This is a genomic window from Actinophytocola sp. NPDC049390, assembly GCF_044466355.1.
Lineage (GTDB): Bacteria > Actinomycetota > Actinomycetes > Mycobacteriales > Pseudonocardiaceae > Actinophytocola.
In genome coordinates this window covers 357,246-383,218 of record NZ_JBITMQ010000002.1, presented here as the reverse complement: position 1 = coordinate 383,218, position 25,973 = coordinate 357,246, and the positions used below count along the sequence as shown (strand labels likewise).

Below are 25,973 nucleotides of genomic sequence, written 5' to 3'. Positions count from 1 at the left end.
TTTCTTGTGGTTTTCCCTCCGGGGGGGCTTGTGCGCGGGGCTGGGGCCGCTTTCGCGGGCGGTTCAACGCCCTGAAAGACGCAGGCCGTTCGAGGGGTGCATGCGGTCTTCAATGTCCAGGATGTTCGCCGCCGCTTTCGCGAAGGCCACCGCCACGTGGTCGTGGCCGTGTGGTGCCACCACCTGCATGCCTACCGGCAGCCCGGTGGGCGTCAGGCCGACCGGCATCACCACCGACGGTAGGCCCAGCACGCTGATCAACCCACACCACCCGATCGTGCTCATGTGCGGGCGGGTCTCGCCGTCGATCTCGAGTGAGCGGGATCCGATGTCGCCCTCCTGGTCGTGTGGGAACGCGGGCATCGCGGTGACCGGCATCAGCAGTACGTCGTACCCGGTGAACCAGCGTGACCAGGCCGACCGTGCCCGTGCGCGGTCCTCTGCCCGCGCCAGCCACCCGCGGTGGGTGGCGGTCGCCTCGGGCACCCCGTTCTCCGGCAGGTTGTAGGCCACCGCCGCCAGCACCATGTCCAGGTGCAGTGCCCACAGCTCGTCGAAGGTGGTGGGTGGTGGTGGCGTCGATATCCGCATGCCCGCCGTCGCGAGCGTGTCCACCGTTCGTCCCAGCACGGTCGCGACCTCGTTGCCCACCCGGCATGACGGGTCGTCCAGCCAGGTCGCTACCCGGAACGTGGTCGGCACCGGACCTGTCGGCACGCCCAGTACCGACATCACCAGTGCCAGGTCGTCCGCGCTGCGGGCGATCGGTCCCAGCACGTTGCCGTCGGGTGGCACCGCGCCTGCGCCGACGTGGTCCACGTAGCCCTCGCCGGGCATGACGCCGACCGACGGTTTCAGCCCGTACACGCCGCAGAAGTGTGCCGGGATGCGGATCGAGCCCGCGATGTCCGACGCCAGGTCGAACGCGGACAGCCCGTCCGCGACGGCCGCCGCGCTGCCGCCAGACGAGCCGCCCGGTGTGCGGGTCACGTCCCACGGGTTGTGTGTCGTGCCGAACACGGGGTTGTAGGTCTGGATGTCGCCGCACCAGGTCGGCACGTTCGTCTTGCCGAGGACGACCGCGCCCGCCGCCCGTAGCCGGGCCACGGCAGGCGCGTCCGACTCCGGCACGTGGTGCGCGAGTTCTGGCGAGCCGCCGGTGGTCCGCAGACCGGCGGTCGCGATGGCGTCCTTCACCGTGATCGGGACGCCGTGCAGTGGGCCGCGGGGCTCGGGTAGTGCGTCCAGCGCCGCCGCTTCCGCCAGCGCGCGTGCCGCGTCCACCGTGACCACGGCGTTCAGGTCCGACGCCGCGATCCGGGCCAGGTGTTCGGTGACCAGCTCGCGGCTGGACACGGACCGTGTCGCCACGGCCCGTGCCAGCCCGCGGGCATCAGTTGCCACCCTTGGCCTTCTCCCAGTTGCCGAGCTTGCCGCCGTTGTCGATCAGCGGGCCCGCCGGTTCGAAGTGCCCGGTCGTGCTCGGCGTCGCGCCGGTGTAGGTGTACATGCCGCCCGCCTCGAACGGGTACGCGTCCTGCGTGCCGCTTACGCTGCCCTCGACGCCCTTGATCATCAGCGGGTACGTCGACGTGTACGAGTGTGCCGCGATGTTGATGTTCGCGCGGGTGAGGCCGCCCTTCATCACCGACGCGTCCTGCAGCGCCTGCACGATGTACCACGCCCAGAACCAGCCGTTCGCGATCTGCGCGTTCTTCGCGTCCAGCCCGGCCGCCGTCACCGTGTCGGTGTACAGCTTCGCGAACTCGGCGTTCGTGTTGTCCGGGTCGGTCGGCGCGTAGTAGTAGCGCACCACGTTGGTGCCGTTGCCGGTCAGGCCCTGCTTGCCGAGCGGTGCGTAGGTCGTCTGGATCTGCGCGCACGGCTGGGCCGCGACCACGACCGGGTCCCACGACGACTTCTCGATCGCACCGATCGCCTGCGTGCAGAACGTGCCCGCCTCGGCGAGCACCACGACGTCCGCCTTCGACGCCGCCGCGCTCGTGACCTCGTTGTCCACGTTCGGCGCGGTGACGTCGTTGGTCTGCTCGTCGACGATCTCGATGCCGTCGGTCTGCGCGACCGCTCGCTTGAACCCGTTGATGTACGCCTGCCCGAGCGCGTTGCCGATCGAGATCGTCGCGACCTTCGCGCCCTGCGGGAACTTCTCCTTGATCCAGGTGGCCCAGATGCCGCTCTCGTTGTAGTAGTCCAGGCCGAACCCGGTGGTCCACGGGTGGTTCGTCGGGTCGCCGAACTCGTTGTCCGACGCCGCGACCATGTAGTGGCCGACGCAGTTCTTGTTCGTGTAGTCGATCAGGTTCAGGTTGTTGGGCGAACCGAGGACCGCGAAGCTCGCCGCGTACTCACCGGACTGGACCGCCTCCTCGACGTTCTTGCGCGTCTGGTCCGGCTGGTACTGGTCGTCCTTCACGTCGATGCTGATCTTGCGGCCCTGCACACCGCCGTTGCGGTTGACGTAGTCGAAGTACGTCTTGATGCCCTCGCTGATCGCGCCGTACGCGGCCAGCGCGCCGGAGTGCGGCATGCTGGTGAACAGGCGGATCTCGTCGTCGGTGATGCCCGCGTTGTTGTCGAAGCTCGACGGACAGTCGGTCAGGTCGAGCGTGAAGTCACCGGGTCCGGTGTAGACACAGCCGTCGGACTGGCCCCAGTTCTTCGCGTCCGGGTTGGGTGTGGGAATCGTGCCGTCGTCCGGCGACGTGGCGTCCTTCGGCTTCGACGACGACGGGCCGCACTTCTGCGCCTCCGCGGCCTGCTTCGCCTCCTCGTGCGAGCACGCCACCAGCGCGGACGTGGCGGCGGTGACCGCCAGGATCGCCAGGCACCGTTGCCAGGTGGATCGGGTCATGGTTCAGCTCTCTCTCACAGCCGGTTGTTCGGTCCGGGACGGCGCGGCGAAGCGGTACCGCTCCCAGTCGTGTGGGGGCCGGGGGACGATCTCGAGGACCCGGCGGCGCAGCCGCGCCAGTCCGTCGATCACCCCGCCCGGCAACAGGAACACGAAGGCGATCAGCAGCGCGCCGGAGGCGATGCCGACGATCTGCCCGCCGTCGGGTCGGCCGCTGAGCAGGTCGAGCGACTCCGCCCAGTCGGCGATGTAGGTGCGCAGGACCACGAACACGATGGCGCCCGGGATCGCGCCCCAGATCGACGCGCTGCCCCCGGCGATCAGCGCGACGAGCAGGAAGATGGACAGGTACAGGTCGAACCGGGCGTCGGAGACCGCCGGCACCTGGATCACGAGCAGCGAACCCGCGACGCCCGCGAACGCGGCGCTGACCGCGAACGCGAAGATCTTCACCGGTGCGACCCTGACCCCGGCCGCCGAGGCGGACAGCGGTGCGTCGCGCACCGCGTGCATGGCCCGGCCGATCCTGCTGCGCACGATGTTGCCCGCGATCAGGAACATCAGCGCGGCCACGGCGAGGATCGCGTAGTAGTGGTCGGTCGGCGGGCCGGTCGGGGTGTAGGGGTTGACGAAGAACCAGTCCGGCGCCGTCATCTCCTCGGCGGCGAACTTGCCGTTGGGACCTCCCGTGAAGCTCGGGAACTTGTTGACGAGCACGGGGAACAGCGCCGCGACGGCGAGGGTGACCGTCGCGAGGTAGAGCCCGCGGATGCGCAGCGCCGGGATGCCGACGAGCGCGCCGGCCACGAGGCAGAGCACGACGCTCACCGGGATCGTGGCCAGGTAGGGCCAGTTGTGGTCGGCGACGAGGATGACCGTCGTGTACCCGCCGATGCCGACGAACGCGCTGTGCCCGAGCGAGATCTGTCCACAGTGCCCGGTGAGCAGCCCGAGCCCGAGGATCGCGACGCTGTAGCACACGATCTGCGTGAGCGTCTCGATCTGGGCGACGGACGGGATCAGCAGCGGCAGGACGACGAGGACCGCGGCGGCGGCGAGGCCACCACCCCAGCGCAGGTTGCGGTGCGCCGTGCTGCCTTCCTCGATGGTGAACCTGGCCATCAAACACGGTCCTGGGTGCGGCGGCCGAGCAGGCCGGAGGGTTTGAACTGGAGCACGGCGATGATCACGAAGAACGCGCAGCCGAGGCCGAACTGGCCGCCGAGTGCGGGGATGTAGCCGGTGAGCAACGCGATCGACAAGCCGACGACGACCCCGCCGACGAGTGCGCCCGCGATGCTGTCGAGCCCGCCGAGGGTGGCTGCCGCGAACGCGTAGACGAGGATCTTGTCCATGAACGTAGGGTCCAGGTAGGTGGTGGGCGCGGCGAGACAACCCGCGAGGGTGCCGACCGCGGCGGCGATGGCCCAGCTGCTCTGCACGGTCCGTCCGATGTGGATGCCGAGCAGCCGCGACGACTCCAGGTTCGACGCAACGCACCGGAACGCGAGCCCTAGCCGGGCACGGGAGAGCACGAGGTGCAGCACCAGCACGACGACGCCGACGAGCAACGCGGTGCCCAGGTTCGTGTAGTACAGCCGGGCGCCGCCGATCGACAGGTAGTCGTCCGCGTCGTGCGGGAACAGCGTCGGGAAGCCACGCGGGTCGAACCCCCACAGCAGCGCGGCGAGCGCGTTGAACGCCAGGTACAGGGCGAGCGTGACGATCGTGATCGCCAGGTGGTTGCTCGGGTCGAACGGCCGGACCAGCGTCCGTTCGATGCCCGCGGCGGCCGCCGCCGAGATCACCATGCCGACGACGATCGCGACGATCAACGGCAGGCCCCACTTGTCCACGGCCGTGAACGCGAGGAACGTGCCGACCATCGCCATCGCGCCCTGCGCGAAGTTGATGACGCCGGTGGCCTTGAACACCAGCACCAGCGCCAGCGCGACCATGGCGTACAGCACGCCGTTGGTCGCGCCGTCGATCACGCGCTGCAGGTACAGGGTCAGTCCGCCGTCGATGATCGCGTACACGGAGAACGCGGCCAGCAGCGCGACGACCACGCCGAGGCTGCGGGTGGCGGAACGGCGCCTGCGCGCGGCGAGGACGTCACCGCCCCTGGGTGTCCGGCCGGTCGGTGTCCCGGCCCTGTCGGTGGTCGTGATCGTCACGGCACCCTCCCTTGGGTGTCAGTAACCGAGGTAGGCGCGGCGGACGGACTCGTCGTCGCGCAGTTGGTCGGCGGGGCCGGTGACGGCGACCGTGCCCGCTTCCAGGACGTAGCCGCGGCGCGCCATCTCCAGTGCCAGCGCCGCGTTCTGCTCGACGACGACCATGGCGACCGACCGCTCCGCGCACACGCGGGCCAGCACGTCGAACAACTGCCGCACGACGATCGGCGCCAGCCCGAGCGACGGCTCGTCCAGCAGCAGCAACGTGGGACGGCTCATCAGCGCCCGCGCGATGGCGAGCATCTGCTGCTCACCGCCGGACAGGCTGCCCGCCGACGTCGACTTCCGCTCCGCCAGCCGGGGGAAGACCTCGTACCAGTAGCGGACGTCCGACTCGACGTCCCTGTCGCGGCGGACGTACCCGCCCGCGCGGATGTTGTCGTCGACGGACAGGTCCACGAGCGTGCCGCGGCCCTGCGGGACCATCGACACGCCGCGGCGGACCACGTCGTAGGTGGACTTGCCGCCGATCCGCTTGCCGCCGAAGGAGATGTCGCCCTCGGTGCGCACGAGCTGGCAGATCGACCGCAGCAGCGTGGTCTTGCCGGCGCCGTTCGCGCCGAGCACGACGACCACCTCGCCGTCGTCGACGGTGAGGTCGACACCGTGCAGGCATTCGACGTCACCGTAGAAGGCGCGGACGTCGTTGAGTTCCAGGAGCGCGGTCATACCGGTGTCCCGAGGTAGGCCTCGACGAGTTCGGGGGAGTCCCGCAGCTCGGCGGGTGTCCCGGAGACGAGGTTGCGGCCGAAGTCGAGCGCGACCACGTAGTCCGAGATGCCCATGACGAACTGCATGTGGTGTTCGACGAGCAGCAGCGTCATGTCGTGTTCCTCGCGCAGGCGCCGCAGCAGCTCGCCCAGCTCGCGGACGTCGCCGTGCGCGAGACCGCCCGCGGGTTCGTCGAGGAGCAGCAGCCGGGGCTCGGCGATCAGCGCGCGGGCCAGCTCCACCCGCTTCAACGTGCCGAACGGGAGACCCTTGCACTCGCGGTGCGCCACGTCGGCGATGCCGAAGTAGTCGAGCATCGCGTAGGCGCGGGCCCGCACCTCACGGTCCTCCCTGCGGGCCGGTCGGCCGAACAGCGCCGACACGAACCCGACCCTGCCACGGGCGTGCCTGCCGACCATCACGTTCTCCAGCACGGTCATGCCGGGCCATAGCGCGAGGTTCTGGAACGTGCGGGCGACGCCCATGCCGCTCAGCGCGGCCGCGTCGAGGCGGGCGAGATCCGTGCCGTCGAAGTGGACGCGGCCTTCGGCGAGTGGGACGAGGCGGCTGATCGCGTTGAACGCGGTGGTCTTGCCCGCGCCGTTCGGACCGATCAGCGCCGCGATCTGTCCGGTGCGGACGGAGAACGACACGTGGTCGAGCGCGGCGACACCGCCGAACCGGACAGTGACGTCTTCGAGGGTGAGTAGGTCACTCATACGACCCCCTCCGCGTGGAGGTCGGCCAGCTCGTTCTCGTCGACGTTCGCCAGTGCGGTGAGCACCGCGTCGGTGTCCGCGCCGAGCGCCGGGCCGGTGCGTTCGATCTCGCCCGGGGTGCGGGAGAACTTGGGGACGACGCCGTTCATGGGCAGCTCCGTGCCGTTCGCGGCCTGGCGCCACAGGATCATGTCGCGAGCCGCGAAGTGTTCGTCGGTGAGGATGGTCGCCGCGGTGTTGATCATCCCGACCGGGACGCCGTGCCGCTGCAACAGCTCGACCAGTTCGCCGCTGTCGTACGACTTCGTCCACGCGGCGACGAGCGTGTCCAGCTCCGCCATCGCCGCGCCGCGTGCCTGGTGGGTCGCGTACCGCGGGTCGACGGCCAGGTCGGGATTGCCCATCGCCTCGGTGAGCCTGCCGAACACCGAGTCGGCGTTGGCGGCGATGACCACCTCCGCGCCGTCCGCGGTCGGGTACACATTGGACGGTGCGACGCCGGGGAGGACGCTGCCGCTGCGGGTGCGGATGACCCCGCCGACGTGGTAGTCGGCGAGCATCGACTCCATGAGCGCGAACACCGCCTCGTAGATCGCGACGTCGACTTCCTGGCCTTCGCCGCTGGTGTCCCGTTCCCGCAGCGCGGCCAGTGTGCCGATGACGGCGAACAACGCCGCGAGCGAGTCGCCGAGGCTGATGCCCGCGCGTGCCGGAGTGTCGTCCGGGGACCCGGTGGTGTACCGGATGCCGCCCACCGCCTCGGCCACGCTGCCGAAACCCGCGTGGCCCGCGTTGGGCCCCGACTGGCCGAAACCGGAGACGTGCACGACCACGATGCCCGGGTTGACCGCACGCAGGCTCTCGTAGTCGAGGCCCCACCGCGCCATCGTGCCCGGCCGGAAGTTCTCCAGCACCACGTCGCAGTTGGCGACGAGGTCACGCACCAGGCGCTGTCCCCGGTCACTCCGCAGGTCGACGGTCACCGACCTCTTGTTCCGCGCGATCGCCGGCCACCACAGGGACTCGCCGTCCTTCGTGATTCCCCAGTGCCGCATGGGATCGCCGGTCCGCGGCGGTTCGATCTTGATGATCTCCGCGCCGTAGTCGGCGAGCAACTGGCCTGCGAACGGGCCCGCGATGAAGCTGCCCAGTTCGAGAACTCTGACTCCGCTCAGGGGACCCAACTCCGCGCCACCCTCCTGAATCGACAGTGGGCACATATTGCACACAATCCGGAGATCGAGACAAGGGTTTGTCAGCACTCTTGTTGACGCGGATCCCCGATTGTATGCTGACGACCACCTGCGATGGCGTGCGCCCGTCGCCGGGCACTCGGTGTCACCGGCCGCGTACTCTGCACGCCCGAGCGGGCAGTGAGGGGTGTTGGTCATGGGTGCGAACGACAACGGTGTGGCGGCGGCGTACGGCGGGGGACCGCTGCCGGAGGAGGGCATGGCGGGCCCGGTGCTCGCCTACAGCTCCATCCGCTCGTGGATCGTGGAAGGCAGGCTGCGACCCGGGGAGCGGCTCATCGAGGCGAAGATCGCCGCCGAGCTGAGCCTGTCCCGCACGCCGGTGCGCGAGGCGGTGCGGATGCTCGCCGCCGACGGGCTCGTCATCACCGAACGCAACCGCGGCGCGATCGTGCGGTCACTGGACCGTGGTGACGTGCTGGACCTGTACGAACTGCGTGCGCGGCTGGAGTCGTACGCGGCGGAGCTGGCCGCGGCGCGGGCCACGCCGGACGACGTCGCCGCCATCGACGCCGGCATCCGCGACTTCGGCAAGGCAATGCGGCGCAAGGACCTCGACCGCCTCGACCGCACCCGCCTGATCGGTGAGGCCAACCGCAGGGTGCACGCCGCCATCATCGCCGCCAGCAGGCACACCCGGCTCGCGCACCTGCTCAGCAGCGCGGTCGACGCACCGCTGGTGTTCGAGGCGCTGCGGGAGTTCTCCACGAAGGAACTGGAGCGGTCGAACCTCTTCCACCAGCTGATCCGCGACACGATCGCGAAGGGTGAGCCGGTGCGGGCCGCGCAGCTGATGCACGAGCACATCATGCTCGGCCGGGACCAGATCCTGCGGAACCTCGACGGCGAGGAGTAGTTTTCGCACCAGCGATTGCATACAATCGCCGACCATGGCGGACTACACGCGGATTCGGTCCACTGTGGATGCATACATCGCCACCCTCACCCTCGACCGCCCGGAACACGGCAACGCCGTCGACGACGCCATGCACTCGGAGCTGACACGCGTCTTCGCCGACATGGGTCGCGATCCCGACGTGCGTGTCGTCGTGCTCACGGGCGCGGGCACGACGTTCTGCCGTGGCGGCGACAGCAGCCCGACGCGGACGTTCACGACGCTCACCGGGCTGACACCGATCGAGGAGGCCCGGCTGATCGTGGAAACGCTGCTGGACCTGGACAAGCCGGTGATCGCCGCGGTGAACGGGGACGCGCTGGGGCTCGGCGCGATCCTCGCCAGCCTCGCGGACGTGGCGTTCGTGGCGCCGACGGCTCGCGTCGGCGACCGGCACGTGCTGGGCGGCGTCACCGCGGGCAACGGCAGCGCGGCGCTGTGGCCGGTGCTGGTCGGCCTGAACCGCGCCAAGTACCTGGTGCTGAACGGCGAACTGCTCACCGCGGACCAGGCGGTGTCGGCGGGTCTGCTGCACGAGGTGGTCGCGGACCCGCTGTCAGCGGCGCGGGAGCTCGCCACCCGCTGGGCGACGTTGTCGCCGTTCGCGTTGCGGAGCACGAAGTCCGTGCTCAACCGCCATCTGAAGGCGGCGGCGGACGAGGCCCTCGGGTACGGGCTGGCGTTGGAGGAACAGTCCCTCGCGGAGTTCACGGCTCGGCGCGCACGGTAGAGGAGACGACATGCTCGACTTCACCGGACAGGTCGCGATCGTGACGGGCGCGGGCAACGGGCTCGGCAGGCGGTACGCACTCGACCTCGCCGCGCGCGGCGCCCGGGTCGTCGCGAACGACATCGGCGTCGGCGTCGACGGTGTCGCCAACGACGACAGCCCGGCACGGCGGGTCGTCGAGGAGATCCGTGCCGCCGGGGGAGAGGCGGTGGCGGCGGAGGCGAGTGTGGCGTCCCTGGCGGGCGGCGAGGCCGTCGTGGCGCAGGCGGTCGCGGCGTTCGGCAGGCTGGACGTGCTGGTCAACAACGCCGGCATCGCCAGGACGAACCACTTCACGGACGTCAGGTACGCCGACGTCGAGGCGTCGTTGTCGGTGCACCTGCTGGGCGCGTTCCACCTGCTGCTGCCCGCGTGGCGGCACTTCGTCGCACAGGGCGGCGGCGCGGTGGTGAACACGACGTCGGCGGTCGGGGTGTTCGGGCAGCAGCGGTCGAGCGTGTACGCGGCGGGCAAGATGGGCGTCGTCGGCCTGACCAGGGTGCTCGCGCTGGAGGGCACCGCGCACGGCGTGCGGGTGAACGCGATCGCCCCGGTGGCCCAGTCCCGCATGGCGGCGGACGTCTACGGGCGGCTGAACGACAAGCTCGACCCGGCGTTCGTGTCCGCGGTCGTGCTCGCACTCGCGCACCCGTCGGCCACGGTGACCGGCGAGGTGATCTCGGCGGGCGGCGGCCGCGTCTCCCGCCTCCTGCTCGCCGCGACGGAAGGCCACTTCGACCCGAGCCTGGACGACGAGTCGGCCGCGGCGGTCCTGTCCGAGGTGGCGGCCGACGAACGCGTGGCGGCGGTCCCGAGCTGCGCGATGGACGAGATCGACCTGATCCGGGCGAACTACCCGGATCTGGCGGACTTCCGCATGGCGCCGCGCTAGTCCCGGTGAAGGCCGGTCAACCTCGGGTTGATGGTGGCGGCCAGCATGGCCTGGACGTGGCTGATCCAGCAGCCCAGTTCGTTGGTCTTCCGCGCGTTCCTGCGCTCGAACAGGAACCGGCTCAGCCCGAGCGCGATGATCCAGTCGTCGATCTCCGCCTGGTCGATGACGTGCGTGGTGCCCGCGACGACCCGGTCGCGAACCCGCCGAACCGCGGCGGTGTCCCGCAGGACGCGCGCGTGCCGCTGCCGGAACGACTGCGCCTCGCGACGGTCGCGGTAGGCGTCGGGGAACATGTCGCGCAGCACCGCCTCCGGTGAGCGGCCGCGGCGGAACCGGCCGCGGGGCTCCACCCGATCGTCCTCCAGGAGGCGCAGCAGTTGGCGCATCATCTCCGTCAGCGTCTCGGCCACGTTGTCCGTCATCCGCACCGCGATCCCGTCGCTGACGGCGACCGCGTCGAAGTCGTCGGTGATCCCGTACTGGACCTCGTCGTCGGTCACGCCGTGCGCACCGATGCGTGAATGCCGCGGCGCTGGAACGCGACGGCGAGCTGCTCGGCCTCGTCCCGTCCCGGCAGCTCCGCCACGTCCGCCGTCCCGTCCTGGTCGATCCGCCTGGTCAGACCCAGCGCGTCGTCGAACGAGAAGGAACACAGCGTTTGCAGGTAGTGCACGACAACTTCGAAACAGGTCACATGGTCGTTGTGCAACGCGACTCTGAACACGCGCGCATGCTAACCGTACAGTGATCGGCCATGTGGGATGGCGTCGACCGGGTCGGCGACGCGGCCGTGTGGGCGCTGTCCCGCCTGCACGACCCGCGCTGCGTGGCGGGCTGGTCGAGCAATTGACCGGGCCAGGCCTCGGCTTCGGCACCGTCGAGACTCACTTCCCACGCGATGGTCACGTGGTGTCGTCGCCCGCCGTGCACGAGTGCTCGTCTCCTTGCCGGACCACGCAGGCGTCCTCCTCGACGCCGTGGTGACCCGCCTGGAGACCGAGCCGAACCAGCACCTCGTGTCGAACCTGTGCGCGGTGCTCGGCGCGTGGGGTCCGGCGGCCACCGTCGCCGCGCCGGTCCTCGACCGGTTGCTCTTCCGGCCCGCCACCTGCGCGCGGCGGCGAAGGCGCTCGGTGGGATCGGCCCGGCGGCCGCCCGGGCCACGGACACCCTTCGCGTGCTGATCAGGTCCGGTGACGACTGGGTGCGGGTCGAGTCCGCGCACGCGTTGTGGCGCGTCACCGGCGACACGGCCGAAGCGCGCGCGGTGCTGACGGACGAAGTCCGGCCGCTCGTCGACGGCGACGTCCTCCCGGTGCGGCGTGCCGCGTTGCGCTACCTCGCCGACATGGGAGCCGCGACCGAGCCGGTGCTCGCCGTCGCGCGTGCCGTCGAGAGCAGTCCGCGCAGGCTGGCGGACTCCGGTGGCTGGCGGACGTTCGTCCAGGACGAGGAGATCCGCGCGGCCGCCGCCGCGATCACGCGGTCTCGATGACGCACAGCAGGTCGCGCACCTCCAGCACGTCGCCGTTGTCGCCCTGCAGTTCCCGGACCACTCCCGACTGCGGGGCGGTGATCACCTGCCGGGCCTTCTCCGCCTCGATCTCGACCAGGTCCGCGCCCTCGGCGACCTCCTCGCCGTCCTCGACGTACCAGTCGACGATCTCGGCGTCGCTCATGCCCATCGACAGCTGGGGGAGCCTGACCTCGTGTCGTGCCAACGTGTTCTCCTTCAGACGAACGTGCGGCGCACCGCCGCGACGACCTTGTCCTTGTTCGGGTAGATCTGCTTCTCCAGCGCCGGGCTGAACGGCACGTGCGTGTCGTCCGTCGTGACGCGGACTACCGGGCCACGCAGTGCGCTGAAGCACTCCTCGGTGACGTGGGCGGCGATCTCGCTCGCGGCGCTGCACGTGCGGTTGGCCGGGTCGACCACCACGAGCCTGCCCGTGCGCGTGACCGACTCGAGGATCGTCGGCCAGTCCATCGGGACCAGCGTCCGCGGGTCGATCACCTCGGCGCTGATGCCATCCTCCGCCAGCTCGGACGCCGCCTGCTCGGCCAGGAACGCACCCAGTCCGATGCCCACGATCGTCACGTCCGTGCCCGCACGCCGCACCGCCGCGGACCCCAGCGGCACGATGTGGTCCTCCGCTGTGGGGAGCGGGCCGCGGCCCTTGCGGCCCCACAGGTTCGCGTCCTCGAAGCACAGCACAGGGTTGTCGTCGCGGATCGCGGACTTCAGCAGGCCCAACAGGTCCGGCGCGGTCGACGGGAGGATGATCTTCAGGCCCGGCACGTTCATGAACATCGGGTACGGCCGGTCGGCGTGGTGGCCGGCGGTGCCACCGTGGTAGTACAGCGCGGCCCGCACGACCACCGGCAGCGTCGCCTGCCCGCCGAACATGTACCGCGCCTTCGCGAGCTGCGACACGAACTGGTCCATGGCGCCGAACACGAAGCTCGCCACCGTCAGGTCGATGATCGGCCGCAGGCCGGCCATCGCGGCACCGGCCGCCACGCCGATCGACCCGGCCTCGGCCAGCGGCAGGTCACGGACCCGGGACGGGCCGAATGTCTCCAGCGCACCCGCGGCCGCGCCGAACACGTTGGCGCGCAGGTCCTGCCCCATCAGGATCACCCGCTCGTCGCGGGCCATCTCCTCGGTCTGCGCGCGGTTGATGGCCTGCAGGAAACCGAGCTGCTTGGCACGGGTCGCCGTGGTCATGCGGAAGCCTCCGAGTACACGTCGGTGTAGGCCGCCTCCGGCGGCGGGAACGGGGACGCCTTGGCGAACTCGACCGCCGCGTCCACTTCGGACCGCACGGCCGCCGTCACGGCGGCCAGCTCGGTGGCGTCGAAGCCCCAGCCGACGAGCCGGTCGTGGAACAGCGTCACCGGGTCCACCGTGGAGAACCAGCTGTCCACGACGGACTGGTCGCGGTAGGGCGACGGCACTGTCAACCCGTACGCGTGCTCGTGGAACCGGTACGTCTTCGCCTCCACGAGCGACGGCCCGTCCCCGTCCCGTGCCCGGCGCACCGCGGAAAGCGTCGCCCGGTAGACCGCCAGCACGTCCTGACCGTCCACTGTGACACCCGGCATCGAGTAACCCGCCGCCCGCATCGACACGTCGGGCACCGACAGGGACTCCGACGCCGTGACGCTCACCGCGTAGCCGTTGTTCTCGCAGAAGTAGATGACCGGCAGCCGCCAGATGCTCGCTATGTTCATCGACTCGTGCAGCACGCCCTCGCTGGCGGCGCCGTCGCCGAAGAAGCACAGCGCGACCTGCCCGGAGCCCTTCACCTGGGCCGCCAGCCCCGCGCCGGTCGCGACCGGGATGGCAGAGCCGACGATGCCGGACTCGCCGAGGCTGCCGACGGAGAAGTCGGCCAGGTGCATGCTGCCGCCCTTGCCGCCGCACACGCCGGTCGCCTTGCCGAGCAGCTCGGCCATGAGCGCGTCGAGTCGCGCGCCCTTCGCGATCGGGTGGCCGTGCGAGCGGTGGTTGCCGGTCATGTAGTCCGATGTCTCGGTGGCGAGGCACGCGCCGACGACGGCGGCCTCCTGTCCGATCGAGAGGTGGACCATCGCGGGCAGGTCGCCCGCGTGGAACAGGGCGATGGTGGCTTCCTCGAACAGCCGGACGCGCTGCATCCCGCGCATCATCTCGATGGCGAGCGCGTGTCCCTCGGTGCCCGCGAACTCGGCGGGGAGGGCGGCGGACTCGGTGCTGACGGTCATTGGCGGGACTCCTGTGTCCTTGGCTGAAACGGGCGCCGCGTCGTCAATCTAGGTTCCGACCAGCGGCTTTGGCAATAGTCAACACAAACGTTGACGTAGACGTGCCGTGCGGCTACCGTCGTCGTCAACACGAGTGATGACGCGAGGAGTCACGCGAAATGGTTGGCAAGTTGCACGACGCGCTCGAGGCCGTCGCCCGTGGCGAGTTCGTCGTCGTGGTGGACGCGGCCGACCGGGAGAACGAGGCGGACCTCGTGCTCCCGGCCGCGCACATGACACCCGAGAAGATGGCCTTCCTGCTGCGACACTGCTCCGGGATCGTCTGCGTGCCGATGACCGCCGAGCGCGCCGACGCGCTGGACCTGCCGCTGATGGTCGCCGACAACACCGAGCGTCACAGCACGGCGTTCACCGTCACCGTGGACGCCCTCGACCGCACGACCACCGGGGTGTGCGCGAGTGACCGCGCGATCACCGCCCGCAGGCTGGCGGACCCGAACGCCCGGCCGGAGGACTTCTCCCGCCCGGGCCACATGTTCCCGCTCCGCGCGCACACCGACGGTGTCCTCGGGCGTGCCGGGCACACGGAGGCGGCGGTCGACCTCGGCGCCATGGCGGGAGTCGAGCCGGTGATGGTGATCTGCGAGCTGACCCGGCCCGACGGTGGCATGGTCCGCGGCGAGGACGTCGCCGAGTTCGCCGCCCGCTACGACCTGCCGGTGATCGGGATCGCGGACATCGCGGCCGCCCGCAAGCGGGAACGCGAGGTGCCGGACATCCCGTTGCCGACCGCGTACGGCGAGTTCACCGCGACCCTGACCGAGGACGACGGCACGGAGCACCTGGTGCTGTCGCTGGGCGACCTGTCCGGACCGGACCCGGTACTGGTGCGCGTGCACTCCGAATGCGCGACCGGTGACCTGTTCGAGTCCCTGCGGTGCGACTGCGGCGAGCAGCTGCGGTCCGGTCTGCGGGCGATCGCCGAGGCGGGCCGCGGGGTGTTGGTCTACGAACGCGGGCACGAGGGCCGGGGGATCGGCTTGGCGGACAAGTTCCGCGCCTACGCGCTGCAGGACCGGGGTGCGGACACCGTGGACGCGAACCTGCGGCTCGGCCACCCGGCCGACGCCCGCGACTTCGCGCCCGCCGCGGAGTTGCTCACCCGGCTGGGGCTCACGGACGTGGTGCTGCTGACCAACAACCCGGACAAGGTGCGCGCGCTGCGCGCGGCCGGGCTGCGGGTCACCGCGCGTCCACTCCGGACGGTCCCGGCCCGGGAGAACGTGCACTACCTCCACACCAAGCAGGTCCGGCTCGGCCACGACCTCGGTCTGGCGTCGACCGGGACCACCGACGGACGGGAGCCGTGGTGACCGCGATGGCGGAAGACGTGAGTCCCGACCGGTTCCGGTCGGTCATGCGGCACGTGCCCACGGGTGTGGCCGTCGTGGCGGCGGCGACGGACAGCGGACCGGCCGGGCTCGCCGTCGGCACGTTCGTGTCGGTGTCGCTGCGGCCGCCGCTCGTCGGGTTCTTCGTCGACCGCACGTCGACGACGTGGCCGAGGATCGAGCCGACCGGGCGTTTCACCGTCAACGTCCTCGCGGAGGACGACGAGGCCACCTGCCGCGCATTCGCGACGTCCGGCGGGAACAAGTTCGACGGGGTCGCCTGGCACCCCTCGCCGAAGGGCTCCCCGGTGCTGGACACCGCGCTCGCGTGGTTCGACTGCGAGCTGAACGCGGTCACCGACGCGGGCGACCACCGGTTCGTCCTCGCGGACGTGCACGACCTGTCGGCGCGATCGGCGGGGCGCCCGCTGGTCTTCTGCCACGGCACCTACCAGCGGCTGGGGGACCAGCCCACGACAACACGAAGGGTCTGACCCCGATGCGAGTCGGATACACCACGATCTTCCAGGGCGGCGGCGACGCGAGCGACGACCAGCGCGTCTACCGCGACGAACTGGCCCTGTGCGACCTCGCCGAGCCGCTCGGCTTCGAGATGCTGTGGGGCGTCGAGCACCACTTCACCTCCTACACGATGTGCCCCGACCCGGTGCAGTTCCTGTCCTACATGGCCGGTCGCACCAAGGACATCCTGCTGGGGTCCGGCGCGGTGATCCTGCCGTGGCACGACCCCGTCCGGGTCGCCGAGCAGGTGACGATGCTCGACCTGATGTCCGGCGGCCGGTTCGTCTTCGGCATGGGCCGCGGTCTCGGCCGCATCGAGTTCGAGGGCCTGCGCGTGCCGATGGACGAGTCACGGGCGCGGTTCGTCGAGTCGGCCGAGATCGTGCTGCGGGCGCTGGAAACCGGGGTCCTGGAGGCGGACGGCAAGTACTACCAGATCCCCAAGCGTGACCTGCGGCCCGCGCCGGTGAAGTCGTTCCGCAACCGCCTGTACGCGGCCGCGGTGTCGCCGGAGTCGGTGCGGATCATGGCCGACGTCGGCGCCGGCATCCTCATCAACCCCCAGAAGGACTGGGAGGAGGTCTCGTCGGACATGCGGACCTACCGCGAGCAGTTCCGCGAGCTGAAGGGCACCGACGCCCCGGCCCCGATGGTCACCGGCTGGGTGTGCTGCGACAAGGACCCGGTCAAGGCGAAGGACATGGCGCAGGAGTACATCGGCGCCTACTACGAGTCGGTGATGTCGCACTACGAGCTGGGCGGGCGGCACTTCGCGAACACGCAGGGCTACGAGTACTACCGCAAGCTCGCGTCCTACATCCAGAACAAGGGCAGCAGCAAGGTCGTCGACAACTTCATCGAGCTGCAGATCTACGGCACGCCCGACCAGTGCTACGAGCGGATCATGGACATCCGCTCCAAGGTCGGCAACGACGGGTTCAACGCGGTCTGCTCGTTCTCCGGGATGTCCCGCGAGATGGCGGAGGCCAACATGCGGCTGTTCGCCGGCGAGGTCATGCCGCGCCTGAAGGAGGTCCCGCCGGTGGACTTCGCGGAACTCGAAGCGGCGGGAGCACAGGCATGACCGCGCCACGGATCGTCGCGAGTGGACTCCGCTTCCCGGAGGGACCGACCTGGCTGGGTGACGGGTCGGTCGCGGTCGTCGAGATGAAGGGCGAGTCGGTCAGCCGGGTCGCCGCCGACGGCGCCGTCACGGTGCTCGGTGACTGCGGTGGCGGGCCGAACGGCAGCGCGCTGGGCGCTTCCGGGGAGGTGTACGTCGCCAACAACGGCGGGCTCTCCGCCGAGGGCACCGGCTACTGGCACGCCCCGCGTGAGTTCGACGGCCGCGTGCAGCGCGTCGACCCCGACGGGACGGTCACGACCGTCGGCGGCACGCTGCCCGGCGACGCCCCGCACCGGCCCAACGACCTGTGCTTCGGCCCGGACGGCACGCTGTACGTCACCGACAGCGCCAACTGGGAGGACCTGCGGAACATCCGCCCGGGCCGGATCGTCGCGATCGGACCGGACGGCACGCAACTCGGGCACGTCGTGGTGCCCGCGATGCCCAACGGTGTCGCGTTCGGTCCGGACGGACGGCTGTACCTGAGCCAGTCGCTGACCCGCAAGGTGCTCGCGTTCGAGGTGGACGGCGGCGAGTTCGGCGAGCCGCGGCAGGTGCTGAAGCTGCCGTCGGGCATGCCGGACGGGTTCGCGTTCGACGGCGACGGCACCCTGTACGTGTGCGGCAGCATCGGCGACGCCATCCACGTCTACGTGGACGGCGAGCTGAAGGAGTCCATCGAGACCGGCAAGGGCACACAGCCCACCAACTGCTGTGTCGGTGCGGACGGTTCCCTGTACGTCACGTTCGGCCAGATCGGGCAACTCGTCGCCTACGACCTGGGACTGACTCCCGGCACCGTCCACACCGGATCGATCGCGGGAGCCGCCGCCATGAGCGGAGCTTGCGGAGCGAATCAACAAACACAGGGCGACCGCGAGCGGCGCCCCGGAGCCTGCGAGGGGGCGTCGTGAAGCTGGCCCTGATGTACGAGCTGCCCGTGCCGCGCCCGTGGGGGCCGGACAGCGCCTACAACGCGTTCGAGAACACGCTCCAGCAGATCGAGCTGGCCGACCGGCTCGGGTTCCACAGCGTGTGGACCGTCGAGCACCACTTCCTCGACGAGTACTCGTTCTCCTCCGCGCCCGGCGTGTTCTACGGCGCCATCGCGGCCCGCACGGAGAACATCCGCATCGGCCACGGCGTGCGGCTGCTGCCGTTCCCGTACAACCACCCGGTGCGGGCGGCGGAGGCGGCGGCCACCGTGGACATTCTCTCCAAGGGACGCCTGGAGTTCGGCACCGGCCGGTCCGGCACCCGCCTGGAGATCGAGGGCTTCGGCATCAGCCCGCCGGACACGCGTCCCATGTGGGAGGAGGCCCTGGACGTCATCGTCGGCTGCTGGACCGAGGAGGAGTTCAGCTGGGACGGTGAGTTCTTCAAGCTGCCGCCGCGCGGGGTCGTGCCCAAGCCGATGCAGGCGCCGCACCCGCCGATCTGGGGCGCCAGCTCCAGCGCGGACAGCCACGAGATCATCGGGCAGAAGGGGCTGGGCCTGCTGTCGTTCTCGGTCGCGGTGCCGCCGGAGGCGCTCACCAAGCGCATCGGCCGGTACCACGAGGGCCTCGAACAGGTGAAGCCCGTCGGGAAGTTCGTCAACAACCGGATCGCGACGTTCGCGCAGGCCCACTGCGCGGAGACCACGGCGGAGGCCCACAATGACTCCCGTGAGGCGTTCCCGTGGTACATCCAGACGTCGCTGAAGACCATCGCCGAACTCGGCGCGTGGCAGGAGGGCACGAACCTCGGCAGCTACGAGTACGCCCGCAAGCTGCTCGGCGGCATGGACCTGACGGACCTCGACTTCGACTACCTCGTGAACAACGAGACCGTCCTCTGTGGCGACCCCGACCATTTCGTGTCCATGTGCCGACGCTACGAAGCGGTCGGCGTCGACGTCTTGCTCCTGCTCGTGCAGTCGTACAACATCCCGCACGAGAAGGTGATGCGCTCCATCGAACTGATCGGCACCGAGGTAATGCCGAAGCTGTCCTGACCTCTCGCGACAACTCCGGAGTGGACAATGGTGGTCCAGCAGAACTCCCGCATCTCGGACTGGATCCGGATCAACGCCAGTACCGTGCCCGACAGGGACTGTTTCGTCACCGACACCGACAGCTACACGTTCCGCCAGGTGAACAGCAGGGTCAACCGCATCGCCTCCGCCCTCGCGCGGATGGGGGTCGTGAAGGGTGACCGGGTGGCACTCTTCGCCACCGACTCGCCACAGTACGTGGAGACCCTGCTGGCCTGCATGAAGCTCGGCGCGGTGTACGTGCCGCTGAACTTCCGCCTCGCCAGGCCCGAGCTGCAGACGCTGCTGCGGACCGCCGAGGCCAAGGTGCTGTTCTTCTCCGACCGGTACACCGACATGGTGCGCGCCGTCGACGTGCCGGGCATGGTCGCGACGATCAGCTACGACTCGGACTCCGGCGACGAGTCCTACGAGCGGCTCGTCGCCGACTCCGACGACGTCGAGATCGACACGCCCGTCGCCGACGACGAGCTGGTGTGCCTCGCGTTCACCAGCGGCACCACCGCGCTGCCCAAGGGTGTCATGCACAGCCAGCGCATGGCCAAGCACATGGTCATGCAGTGCATCGTCGAGCGGCGGATGACGAACATCTCGTTCCACTACTCGGCGGCGCCGCTGTTCCACGTCGGCGGCATGCTCTACACGCTCGCCGGTGTCGCACGTGGACACACGTCGCTCGTGCTGCCCGCGTTCGACGCGAAGACCGTCGCGCACTGGATGGCCAACCGTGGGCTGGACGGCGTGTTCCTGGTCCCCACGATGATCGACACGCTGCTGCACGAACCGGCCGTCATCGAGGGCGACTTCTCCCAGCTCGGCTCGATCGGCTACGGCGCGGCGCCCATGTCGCCGTCGCTGCTGCGCCGGGCGATGGACCGCTTCCACTGCGACTTCATGAACATGTTCGGCGCGGGCACCGAGGCGGGGTTGCAGACCGTGCTCACCCCGGAGGACCACCGGCTGGCGCTGGCCGGCCAGGAGCACCTGCTCGGGTCGATCGGCAAGGCCGGCATGGGCGTGGTCCTGCGCCTGTGCGACCCCGACGAGACCGGCGGCCTGGTCGACGTGCGCGACGGCGAGGTCGGCGAGATCGTCACCCGCTCCGACGCGGTCATGTCCGGGTACCTGAACCAGCCGGAGGAGACCGCGAAGGTCCTGGTCGACGGCTGGTTCCGCGGCGGGACATGGCGTGGCGGGACCCCGACGGCTACCTCTACCTGTCCGGGCGCAAGAAGGACATGATCATCCGGGGCGGCGAGAACATCTACCCGGTGGAGATCGAGGACGTCCTCGGCCGCTACCCGGGGGTTCGTGAGGTGGCCGTGGTCGGCGTGCCGGACGAGCACTGGGGCGAGGTCGTGCGTGCCCACGTCGTCCTGGAGGCGGGGGCGTCGCTCGACGAGGACGCGGTACGGGCGTACTGCCGGGACCGGCTCGCGGGGTACAAGGTGCCCGCGACGTTCCACGTCGACGAGGAACTGCCGCGCAACGCCAGTGGGAAGGTCCTCAAACGAGCGCTCCGTGCGGTCTAGGGTGAGGGCGGCAGAGATCGTGTCTGGACCGCGAGGGGGTTCGATCGGGAGTGGCCGCGCCACGTCAACGCCGTACCGCGAAGGCAGCGGAACCTGCGAGCGACATCGCTCGCAGGCGCATGGAGCGCCGCCAGGCGAGCGGCCGCCGGTCGGACGCCCGCTGGGCGGAGATCCTCGCGGGCGCGGGCCGCGTGTTCGCCCGGCTCGGCTACGGCCAGTCGACGCTGGAGGACGTCGCCACCGAGGTGGGCATCCGCCGCGCGACGCTGTACTACTACGTCGGGACGAAGGAGGAGCTGCTGGTCGGCCTCCTGCACGACCCGATCGAGACGATGCGCACGCGCCTCGAAGAGGTCGCGGCCCAGCCCGACCCGGCGCGGGAACGCCTGGCCGCCGCGCTGCGCGAGTACGTCCGCACGATGGCGGAGCTGCCGGAACTGTTCATCTTCCTCAGCGAGAACGTGCACCAGGTGATGTCCGGCCCGGAGGCCGACCACATCCGGGAGAACGCCGACCGGTACGGCCGCGTGCTCGCACAGGTGATCAAACAGGGGGCCGACGCGGGCGAGTTCCGCTCGGACATCGACCCGTCGATCGCCGTGATGGGCATCATCGGCATGTTCAACTGGATCCACCGCTGGTACAACCCGGAGGGCGAACGCAGCCTGGCCGACTTCGGCGAGGTCTTCATCGAGATGACCCTGTCCTCACTGGCGCCGAAGAACTGACTCCCGGCGGCCCGGCATGAGCCGGGTCGCGTTCGTGACCGGCGGTGGTCGGGGGATCGGCGCCGCCACGGCGCGGCGGATCGCCCGGGCGGGCGTCGCCGTCGTGGTCGCCGACCGGGACCTCGACGCCGCGCGTGCCGTGGCCGACGAGGTCGGCGGGCTCGCGGTCCGCGTGGACGTGTCCCGGCCCGACCAGGTCGCCGCCGCTGTCGAGCAGGCCGTCGCCTGGGGTGGTGGGCTGCACCTCGCCTACAACAACGCCGGGGTCACCGGGGTGCGGGCCGAGCTGGCCGACTACCCGGACGACGTGTTCTGGCGCGTGCAACAGGTCAACGTCGGCGGTGTCCTCGCCTGCATGCGGGCGGAGATCCCGCACCTGCTCGCCGCCGGTGGCGGCGCGATCGTCAACGCCGCCTCCGGAGCCGGGCTGCGCGGGGTGCCACGGTCGAGCGCCTACGTCGCCAGCAAGCACGCCATCGTCGGGCTGACCAGGACCGCCGCCGTCGAGTACGCCGTCCGCGGTGTCCGCGTGAACGCCGTCGCGCCCGGCCTCGTGCGGACCGGGCTGGTCGACGGGCTCGACGACTTCGCCGCCGCCCACCCGACCGGCCGGGCAGCCGAACCGGAGGAGGTCGCCGAGGCCGTGTGGTGGCTCCTCGACCGCGCCCCGTTCGTCACCGGCGCCGTGCTGCCCGTCGACGGCGGTCTCCTCGCACCCGTCCCGGGGTTGTCATGACCGCGCCGCGGCCCGCTGACTGCCGGGTACTGCCCCCGGACGCCCTGACCGGCAGGACCGCGTTGGTGACCGGTGCCGGGTCCGGGATCGGGCGGGCCGTCACCCTGCGGCTCGTCGAGCTGGGCGCCACCGTCGTCGGGGTCGGGCGGCGGGCCGACGCGCTCGCCGGGACCGCGGACCTGGCGGGGGAGCGGTTCCGGCACACGGTGCTCGACGTCCGCGACAGGGACGCCGCCGCCGCGTTCGTCGCCGGGCTCGGGCCGCTGGACCTGCTGGTCAACAACGCGGGCGGCCAGTTCGTCGCCCCCGCTGCCGACATCTCCCGCCGCGGCTTCGCCGCCGTCGCCGACCTGAACCTCACCGCGCTCGCCGCGCTCGTCCAGGCGGCGCGCCCCGGGCTGGCGGCGGCACGCGGCCGGATCGTCAACCTGTCGCTGTCCGCGCCGGACCGCGGCGTCGCCGGGCTCGCGCACTCCGCCGCCGCCCGTGCCGGCGTCGCGGCCCTGACCAGGTCGCTCGCCCGGCAGTGGCGGGACGTCCGGCTGTTCTGCCTCGCGCCCGGCACCGTGCTCACCGACGGCGTCGGTGACGAGCTGCCACCGGACGTGCTGGCGCGGATCGTCGCCGGCACGCCGCTGCGCCGGGACACCACGCTCGCCGAGGTCGCCGAGTGGGTGGCGGCGCTCGGGTCCGGGGTCGCCGACGCCGTGAGCGGTGCGTTGATCGAACTGGACGGGGGATCCGGGCTCGTCTCGGCCGCGTCCCTGACCGGATAGGAGGCGCCGCGTGGAGCGCGTCGAGATCGTCGAGGTGTCACCGCGGGACGGCCTGCAGAACGAGGCCACCACACTGTCCACAGCGGACAAACTGGAGCTGGTCGACCGGGCCGCGCGCACCGGCGTGCGCCGGATCGAGGTGACGTCGTTCGTCCGCCCCGACCGCGTGCCGCAGCTCGCCGACGCCGCCGAGGTCGCCAGAGCGTTGCCCGGTAACGGCATCGACTACAGCGCCCTCGTGCTCAACGTCCGCGGCTACGAACGGGCCGTCGCGACCGGCATCCGCGAGGTGACCACCGTCGTGCTCGCCAGCGACACGTTCAGCACCCGCAACCAGGGCACGACCACCCGCGAAGCGCTCGACGTGGTGCGGGAGATCCGCGGCCGCGGCCGGGTCGACGGGGTGAAGGTCGCGGTCACGATCGGCGCGTCGTTCGGGTGCCCGTTCGAGGGCGAGGTGCCCGAGGACCGGTTCACGTCCGTCGCCGCGGCGGTCGCCGACCTCGGCGCGGACGAGGTGTGCCTCGCCGACACCATCGGCGTCGCCGTACCGTCCGATGTGGAGACCCGGTTCGGGATCCTGCGCGGGCTGTCGCCGGACGTGCCGATGCGGATCCACCTGCACGACACCCGCGGCACCGGCGTGGCGAACGCGGTGGCCGCCGTGCGCAGCGGGGTGCGGGCGCTCGACGCGTCGCTCGGCGGCATCGGCGGCTGCCCGTTCGCGCCGGGCGCGTCCGGCAACGTGGCCACCGAGGACGTCGTCTACACGTTGCACCGCATGGGTTACGACACCGGCCTGGACCTCCGCGAGACCATCGAGCACGCCACGTGGGTGACCGGAAAGCTGGGGGTGCCGCTCTCCGGCCGGCTCGCGAAGGTCGGCGGGTTCCCGAAGTGATCCACGCGCTGCTCATCCCGAACGTGGGCTGGCCGGAACTGCTCGCACGGGCGCGGCGGCTGGAGGACATGGGCGTCACGACGGTGTGGGTCGACGACCACCTGCTCAACCCCGCCCACCCGGAACAGCCGTGGCTGGACGCGTGGAGCGTGCTCCCGGCGCTCGCGGCGGCGACGACCACGATCCGGCTGGGGCCGTTGGTGGCCAACGGAGTCCTGCGCCCACCGGCCGTGCTGGCCCGCCACGCGCTGTCGGTCGACCACATCTCCGGCGGCCGTCTCGAACTCGGCCTCGGCTCAGGGTACGCGGCCGCCGACCGCGCCGTGGGCCGGGACGTCCCGTTCGCGGACGTGGTCGAGACCGTGGCGGCCGCAGTACGCGGCGCCCCGGTCCTGGAGGGCTTCCCCGCGCTGGCACCGGTCGGCCGGATCCCGCTCACCGTGGCCGCACACGGCGAGAAGGCATTGCGGATCGCGGCGAGACACGCGGACCGCTGGGTGTCCTACGGTGGTTTCGGGATGAGCATGGACGACCACCTCGCGCTCACGAGGCGGCGCGCCGAGCACGTCGGCCCGATCAGGAAGATGCTGCTGGCGGGCAGCCCGGCCGTCACCGCGACACCGATCTGGCGCTCGGCGACGGCGGTCGAGGACTTCACCGGCCGCTACCGCGAGGCGGGCATCGACGAGTTCGCCTTCTACTACCCACCTGGTCCGATGTGGAGGGACGACAACGCGGACCGCGTGTTCGAGGTCTACGTGACGAGCTGATCCAGCGCCGCCCACAACGCCTCCGGCACGGGCGTGTGGAGCGACGCGAGGTTCTCCCGCACCTCGGTCGTCGACCGCATGCCCGCGACCACCCGGCGCACCGCGGGATGCCGCAGCGGGAACCGCAACGCGGCCTGGGGCAGCCGCACGCCGTGCGCCTCGCACATCGCGGCCATCACCCGCACGCGGGCGAGCACCTCGGCGGGCGCGTCGCGGTAGAGGTACTTCGCGCCCAGGTCGGCGAGCAGGCCCGAGTCGAACGGTGCCGCCGCCAGCACCTCCACGCCACGCGTCGCGCACGCGTCGAGCAGCCCGGCCGCGTCGCGGCGGGTGAGGCTCCACCGGTTCGCGATCATCACCACGTCCACGACACCGAGCAGCGCACGGGCGGTCGCCACCGACGTCGTGCCCACGCCGACCGCACCCACCTCCGGCAGCTCACGCAGCGCCGGGAAGGTCTCCGCGAGCGCCACCTCCAGGTGGTCGTCGGGGTCGTGCACGAACACCGTGTCGACGCGGTCCAGACCCAGCCGGTCGAGGCTCGCACCGACACCGCGTTTCACGGCGGTCGCGGTGAAGTCGAACGACGGCTCCCTGCGCGTGGTGTCCGTGCCGTACGGGTCGGCGATCGCCATCCGCACCCGGCCGACCTTCGTCGACACCACCACCTCGTCCCGCGGCCACCAGCGCAGTGCCTCGCCGAGCAGCCGTTCACCCGTGCCGTCGCCGTAGCTGGGCGCGGTGTCGAAGTGCCGGATGCCACCCGCCCACGCGGCACTGAGCGCCGCCATGGACTCGGTCCACCCGGCGTCGCCGCGCGCACCGATCGGACCGCACCCGAACACGAGCGCGCTCATGCCAGCAGCTCGCGGTCGTAATCGCGGGCCTGCGCGGGCGTGGACCGCGTGGCCACCCGCAGCGACCGCACCAGCAACGCGGCGGACGGTTCGGCCAGTCGCTTCACCGCGGCCTCCGGATCACCGAACCGGGCCAGCCCCGCGGCCCGCAACCCGTGCGCGTTGACCGACTCGGTGAACAGCAGGCCGCTGGCCCGCGCGCCACCCAGCGCGGCGGGTAGCGACGAGGTGAGGCCGAGCGCCAGCACCGTCGCGGCGTCGACGTCGACCACCGCGTCGTCGGTCACGAACCCGAGGGTCACCGACGCGAGCACGGCCAGCGCGCTCGCGTCGCACCGTCCACTCACGACCGCGACGCTCGGCAGCGCCGCGGTGTCCAGCCCGCGCACGAACGCCGCCACGTCGTCCGAGTACTCGAGGCCCGCCGCCGTGACGAGCACGGCATCACCCACAGCTGTCCGCAACTCCTTGACGGAGGGGGAGATTCGCGCGATCGACATG

31 protein-coding genes are annotated in these 25,973 nt (G+C 71.0%); 17 read left to right on the top strand and 14 right to left on the bottom strand.

Features of this window, described 5'->3' with window-relative positions:
* Positions 1-63 precede the first annotated feature (63 nt).
* Genes ACIBVP_RS07960 through ACIBVP_RS07930 form a run of 7 tightly spaced genes read right to left on the bottom strand, consistent with a single transcriptional unit; the run spans position 64 to position 7,723 of the window.
* Positions 64-1,404: an amidase family protein gene (locus tag ACIBVP_RS07960; RefSeq protein ID WP_396105270.1), complete on the bottom strand. Its 1,341-nt coding sequence runs from the start codon at positions 1,402-1,404 to the stop codon at positions 64-66.
* A complete protein-coding gene (locus ACIBVP_RS07955) occupies positions 1,394-2,872 on the bottom strand; it encodes an ABC transporter substrate-binding protein (RefSeq protein WP_396105269.1) in 1,479 nt (492 codons plus the stop codon). Before ACIBVP_RS07955 ends, ACIBVP_RS07960 begins: the two co-directional genes overlap by 11 nt.
* Positions 2,873-2,875: 3 nt before the next feature.
* Positions 2,876-3,994: a branched-chain amino acid ABC transporter permease gene (locus ACIBVP_RS07950; protein ID WP_396105268.1), complete on the bottom strand. Its 1,119-nt coding sequence runs from the start codon at positions 3,992-3,994 to the stop codon at positions 2,876-2,878.
* Complete coding sequence (locus tag ACIBVP_RS07945; RefSeq protein WP_396105267.1) at positions 3,994-5,049, bottom strand: branched-chain amino acid ABC transporter permease; 1,056 nt, start codon at positions 5,047-5,049, stop codon at positions 3,994-3,996. Before ACIBVP_RS07945 ends, ACIBVP_RS07950 begins: the two co-directional genes overlap by 1 nt.
* Before the next feature lie 18 nt (positions 5,050-5,067).
* Positions 5,068-5,778 carry an ABC transporter ATP-binding protein gene (locus ACIBVP_RS07940; protein WP_396105266.1) on the bottom strand — a complete coding sequence of 237 codons (711 nt, stop codon included), beginning with the start codon at positions 5,776-5,778 and terminating at the stop codon, positions 5,068-5,070.
* Positions 5,775-6,539, bottom strand: a complete 765-nt coding sequence (locus tag ACIBVP_RS07935) for an ABC transporter ATP-binding protein (protein ID WP_396105265.1) — start codon at positions 6,537-6,539, stop codon at positions 5,775-5,777. The genes ACIBVP_RS07940 and ACIBVP_RS07935 overlap by 4 nt, the downstream gene beginning before the upstream one ends.
* On the bottom strand, positions 6,536-7,723 hold the full coding sequence (locus ACIBVP_RS07930) for a CaiB/BaiF CoA transferase family protein (RefSeq protein ID WP_396105264.1): 1,188 nt from the start codon (positions 7,721-7,723) through the stop codon (positions 6,536-6,538). Before ACIBVP_RS07930 ends, ACIBVP_RS07935 begins: the two co-directional genes overlap by 4 nt.
* 205 nt (positions 7,724-7,928) lie before the next feature.
* On the opposite strand from ACIBVP_RS07930, the gene ACIBVP_RS07925 reads away from it, so the two are divergent.
* From ACIBVP_RS07925 to ACIBVP_RS07915, 3 genes are read left to right on the top strand one after another with little or no spacing between them, the layout of a single operon-like run.
* Positions 7,929-8,648, top strand: coding sequence for a GntR family transcriptional regulator (locus ACIBVP_RS07925; RefSeq protein WP_396105263.1), 720 nt, complete (start codon positions 7,929-7,931; stop codon positions 8,646-8,648).
* Positions 8,649-8,682: 34 nt separating this feature from the next.
* Positions 8,683-9,417: an enoyl-CoA hydratase/isomerase family protein gene (locus tag ACIBVP_RS07920; protein WP_396105262.1), complete on the top strand. Its 735-nt coding sequence runs from the start codon at positions 8,683-8,685 to the stop codon at positions 9,415-9,417.
* Positions 9,418-9,427: 10 nt separating this feature from the next.
* Complete coding sequence (locus tag ACIBVP_RS07915; RefSeq protein ID WP_396105260.1) at positions 9,428-10,348, top strand: SDR family NAD(P)-dependent oxidoreductase; 921 nt, start codon at positions 9,428-9,430, stop codon at positions 10,346-10,348.
* Here ACIBVP_RS07915 and ACIBVP_RS07910 read toward each other — a convergent pair.
* Together ACIBVP_RS07910 and ACIBVP_RS07905 are read right to left on the bottom strand one after the other, a co-directional pair.
* Positions 10,345-10,851, bottom strand: a complete 507-nt coding sequence (locus ACIBVP_RS07910) for a DUF2017 family protein (RefSeq protein WP_396105259.1) — start codon at positions 10,849-10,851, stop codon at positions 10,345-10,347. The two genes, ACIBVP_RS07915 and ACIBVP_RS07910, sit on opposite strands and share 4 nt — an antisense overlap.
* On the bottom strand, positions 10,848-11,075 hold the full coding sequence (locus tag ACIBVP_RS07905) for an ATP-dependent Clp protease adaptor ClpS (RefSeq protein ID WP_396105257.1): 228 nt from the start codon (positions 11,073-11,075) through the stop codon (positions 10,848-10,850). Before ACIBVP_RS07905 ends, ACIBVP_RS07910 begins: the two co-directional genes overlap by 4 nt.
* Before the next feature lie 208 nt (positions 11,076-11,283).
* On the opposite strand from ACIBVP_RS07905, the gene ACIBVP_RS07900 reads away from it, so the two are divergent.
* Together ACIBVP_RS07900 and ACIBVP_RS07895 are read left to right on the top strand one after the other, a co-directional pair.
* Positions 11,284-11,535, top strand: coding sequence for a hypothetical protein (locus ACIBVP_RS07900; RefSeq protein WP_396105256.1), 252 nt, complete (start codon positions 11,284-11,286; stop codon positions 11,533-11,535).
* A complete protein-coding gene (locus tag ACIBVP_RS07895) occupies positions 11,529-11,846 on the top strand; it encodes a hypothetical protein (protein WP_396105255.1) in 318 nt (105 codons plus the stop codon). Before ACIBVP_RS07900 ends, ACIBVP_RS07895 begins: the two co-directional genes overlap by 7 nt.
* On the opposite strand, the gene ACIBVP_RS07890 is transcribed toward ACIBVP_RS07895, so the two are convergent.
* From ACIBVP_RS07890 to ACIBVP_RS07880, 3 genes are read right to left on the bottom strand one after another with little or no spacing between them, the layout of a single operon-like run.
* Complete coding sequence (locus ACIBVP_RS07890; RefSeq protein ID WP_396105254.1) at positions 11,830-12,072, bottom strand: lipoyl domain-containing protein; 243 nt, start codon at positions 12,070-12,072, stop codon at positions 11,830-11,832. The genes ACIBVP_RS07895 and ACIBVP_RS07890 overlap by 17 nt on opposite strands.
* An 11-nt stretch (positions 12,073-12,083) precedes the next feature.
* Positions 12,084-13,079 carry an alpha-ketoacid dehydrogenase subunit beta gene (locus ACIBVP_RS07885; RefSeq protein ID WP_396105253.1) on the bottom strand — a complete coding sequence of 332 codons (996 nt, stop codon included), beginning with the start codon at positions 13,077-13,079 and terminating at the stop codon, positions 12,084-12,086.
* Positions 13,076-14,098 (bottom strand): thiamine pyrophosphate-dependent dehydrogenase E1 component subunit alpha, encoded by a 1,023-nt coding sequence (locus ACIBVP_RS07880; RefSeq protein ID WP_396105252.1) that lies wholly within the window; start codon positions 14,096-14,098, stop codon positions 13,076-13,078. Before ACIBVP_RS07880 ends, ACIBVP_RS07885 begins: the two co-directional genes overlap by 4 nt.
* Before the next feature lie 158 nt (positions 14,099-14,256).
* On the opposite strand from ACIBVP_RS07880, the gene ribB reads away from it, so the two are divergent.
* The 12 genes from ribB to ACIBVP_RS07820 all read left to right on the top strand — a co-directional run bounded on the left by ribB (position 14,257) and on the right by ACIBVP_RS07820 (position 24,615).
* Positions 14,257-15,471, top strand: coding sequence for a 3,4-dihydroxy-2-butanone-4-phosphate synthase (gene ribB, locus ACIBVP_RS07875; RefSeq protein WP_396105251.1), 1,215 nt, complete (start codon positions 14,257-14,259; stop codon positions 15,469-15,471).
* A gap of 5 nt (positions 15,472-15,476) precedes the next feature.
* Positions 15,477-15,983: a flavin reductase family protein gene (locus ACIBVP_RS07870; RefSeq protein WP_396105250.1), complete on the top strand. Its 507-nt coding sequence runs from the start codon at positions 15,477-15,479 to the stop codon at positions 15,981-15,983.
* Positions 15,984-15,988: 5 nt separating this feature from the next.
* Positions 15,989-17,095, top strand: coding sequence for an LLM class flavin-dependent oxidoreductase (locus tag ACIBVP_RS07865; RefSeq protein ID WP_396105249.1), 1,107 nt, complete (start codon positions 15,989-15,991; stop codon positions 17,093-17,095).
* Positions 17,092-18,051, top strand: a complete 960-nt coding sequence (locus ACIBVP_RS07860) for an SMP-30/gluconolactonase/LRE family protein (RefSeq protein WP_396105248.1) — start codon at positions 17,092-17,094, stop codon at positions 18,049-18,051. Before ACIBVP_RS07865 ends, ACIBVP_RS07860 begins: the two co-directional genes overlap by 4 nt.
* Complete coding sequence (locus ACIBVP_RS07855; RefSeq protein ID WP_396105247.1) at positions 18,048-19,133, top strand: LLM class flavin-dependent oxidoreductase; 1,086 nt, start codon at positions 18,048-18,050, stop codon at positions 19,131-19,133. The genes ACIBVP_RS07860 and ACIBVP_RS07855 overlap by 4 nt, the downstream gene beginning before the upstream one ends.
* Positions 19,134-19,160: 27 nt before the next feature.
* Positions 19,161-20,414, top strand: a complete 1,254-nt coding sequence (locus tag ACIBVP_RS07850; protein WP_396105246.1) for a class I adenylate-forming enzyme family protein — start codon at positions 19,161-19,163, stop codon at positions 20,412-20,414.
* Positions 20,357-20,704, top strand: a complete 348-nt coding sequence (locus ACIBVP_RS07845; RefSeq protein WP_396105245.1) for a class I adenylate-forming enzyme family protein — start codon at positions 20,357-20,359, stop codon at positions 20,702-20,704. The genes ACIBVP_RS07850 and ACIBVP_RS07845 overlap by 58 nt, the downstream gene beginning before the upstream one ends.
* Before the next feature lie 119 nt (positions 20,705-20,823).
* Positions 20,824-21,432 (top strand): TetR family transcriptional regulator, encoded by a 609-nt coding sequence (locus tag ACIBVP_RS07840; protein WP_396105244.1) that lies wholly within the window; start codon positions 20,824-20,826, stop codon positions 21,430-21,432.
* A gap of 16 nt (positions 21,433-21,448) precedes the next feature.
* Entirely contained in the window at positions 21,449-22,168 is a 720-nt protein-coding gene (locus ACIBVP_RS07835; RefSeq protein ID WP_396105243.1) for an SDR family NAD(P)-dependent oxidoreductase, read from the top strand.
* Positions 22,165-22,944, top strand: coding sequence for an SDR family NAD(P)-dependent oxidoreductase (locus ACIBVP_RS07830; RefSeq protein ID WP_396105242.1), 780 nt, complete (start codon positions 22,165-22,167; stop codon positions 22,942-22,944). The genes ACIBVP_RS07835 and ACIBVP_RS07830 overlap by 4 nt, the downstream gene beginning before the upstream one ends.
* A gap of 10 nt (positions 22,945-22,954) precedes the next feature.
* Positions 22,955-23,845: a hydroxymethylglutaryl-CoA lyase gene (locus ACIBVP_RS07825; RefSeq protein ID WP_396105241.1), complete on the top strand. Its 891-nt coding sequence runs from the start codon at positions 22,955-22,957 to the stop codon at positions 23,843-23,845.
* Complete coding sequence (locus tag ACIBVP_RS07820; protein WP_396105240.1) at positions 23,842-24,615, top strand: LLM class flavin-dependent oxidoreductase; 774 nt, start codon at positions 23,842-23,844, stop codon at positions 24,613-24,615. The genes ACIBVP_RS07825 and ACIBVP_RS07820 overlap by 4 nt, the downstream gene beginning before the upstream one ends.
* Here the strand turns inward: ACIBVP_RS07820 and ACIBVP_RS07815 are convergent.
* Together ACIBVP_RS07815 and ACIBVP_RS07810 are read right to left on the bottom strand one after the other, a co-directional pair.
* The gene (locus ACIBVP_RS07815; protein WP_396105239.1) at positions 24,600-25,472 is read right to left on the bottom strand and encodes an aldo/keto reductase; all 873 of its coding nucleotides are present in this window, start codon (positions 25,470-25,472) and stop codon (positions 24,600-24,602) included. The two genes, ACIBVP_RS07820 and ACIBVP_RS07815, sit on opposite strands and share 16 nt — an antisense overlap.
* The gene (locus ACIBVP_RS07810) at positions 25,469-25,972 is read right to left on the bottom strand and encodes a hypothetical protein (RefSeq protein ID WP_396105238.1); all 504 of its coding nucleotides are present in this window, start codon (positions 25,970-25,972) and stop codon (positions 25,469-25,471) included. Before ACIBVP_RS07810 ends, ACIBVP_RS07815 begins: the two co-directional genes overlap by 4 nt.
* Position 25,973 lies beyond the last annotated feature (1 nt).